The sequence below is a fragment of the Pseudomonas sp. SDO55104_S430 genome (genome assembly GCF_054070595.1).
Genome location: NZ_JBSVXG010000467.1, coordinates 1 through 1389, shown reverse-complemented (window position 1 = coordinate 1389; position 1389 = coordinate 1). Strand labels below are relative to the sequence as shown.

General features: G+C 63.2%; 1 protein-coding gene. It reads right to left on the bottom strand.

Features of this window, described 5'->3' with window-relative positions; genetic code table 11:
* Positions 1–95: 95 nt before the first annotated feature.
* A complete protein-coding gene (locus ACW9JE_RS30725; protein WP_224537751.1) occupies positions 96–1286 on the bottom strand; it encodes an osmoprotectant NAGGN system M42 family peptidase in 1191 nt (396 codons plus the stop codon).
* Positions 1287–1389 lie beyond the last annotated feature (103 nt).

The window sequence follows — 1389 nt, the reverse complement described above, 5'->3', positions numbered from 1 at the left end:
GTTTTTGTGTCGATCACAAATGGTTGGATCGACTCGAACCTTGTGGGAGCGGGCTTGCCCGCGAAGAGGCCCCTCCAGACACCAACAATCCCTGATCAGCTCTCGGACCGCTGCCCCACCAGACTATCCACCGACGGTACCCGCGTATCGCTTTCCATCTGCGTGTCATGCTCGATCTGATGACTGAACCGGTCCAGCGATCCCGTGGCCGGCTGTGCATCGCTGGCGAACACCGGCGGGCTGAGGATGTAGGCGCCGAGCAGACGACTGAGGGCCGCGAGGCTGTCGATGTGGGTGCGTTCGTAGCCGTGGGTCGCATCGCAGCCGAAGGCGAGCAGGGCAGTGCGGATATCGTGGCCGGCGGTCACCGCCGAATGGGCGTCGCTGAAGTAGTAACGGAACAGGTCGCGACGCACCGGCAGCTCGTTGTCGCTGGCCAGCCGCAGCAGGTGCCGCGACAAGTGATAGTCATACGGCCCGCCGGAGTCCTGCATCGCCACGCTAACCGCATGTTCGCTGGAGTGCTGGCCCGGGGCGACCGGCGCGATATCGATGCCGACGAACTCGCTGACATCCCAGGGCAATGCGGCCGCCGCGCCGCTGCCGGTTTCCTCGGTGATGGTGAACAGCGGATGACAGTCGATCTGCAATTCCTGGCCGCTGTCGACGATCGCCTTCAACGCTGCCAGCAGCGCCGCGACACCCGCTTTGTCGTCAAGGTGACGGGCGCTGATATGGCCGCTTTCGGTGAACTCCGGCAACGGATCGAAGGCCACGTAGTCGCCGACGCTGATCCCCAGGGAGTCGCAATCGGCTTTGGTCGCGCAGTAGGCGTCCAGGCGCAGCTCGACGTGATCCCAACTGATCGGCATTTCATCGATCGCGGTATTGAACGCATGCCCGGAGGCCATCAGCGGCAACACACTGCCGCGAATCACGCCGTTGTCGGTGAACAGGCTGACCCGGCTGCCCTCGGCAAACCGGCTGGACCAGCAACCCACGGGGGCGAGAGTCAGGCGACCGTTGTCCTTGATCGCGCGCACGGCAGCGCCAATGGTGTCCAGGTGCGCGGAAACCGCTCGGTCGGGGCTGTTTTTCTTGCCCTTGAGAGTGGCGCGAATGGTGCCGCGACGGGTCATCTCGAACGGAATGCCCAGCTCCTCCAGGCGCTCGGCGACATAGCGCACGATGGTGTCGGTGAAGCCGGTGGGGCTGGGGATGGCGAGCATTTCCAGCAGGACTTTTTGCAGGTAGTTCAGATCCGGTTCAGGGTGTTTGATGGTCATGGAAACTCCTGATGGGTTGAGCACATCGATGGTTTCGATGATGGAATTTTGGTGTCTGTGCCGGCCTCTTCGCGGGCAAGCCTCGCTCCTACAGAGGTCGCGT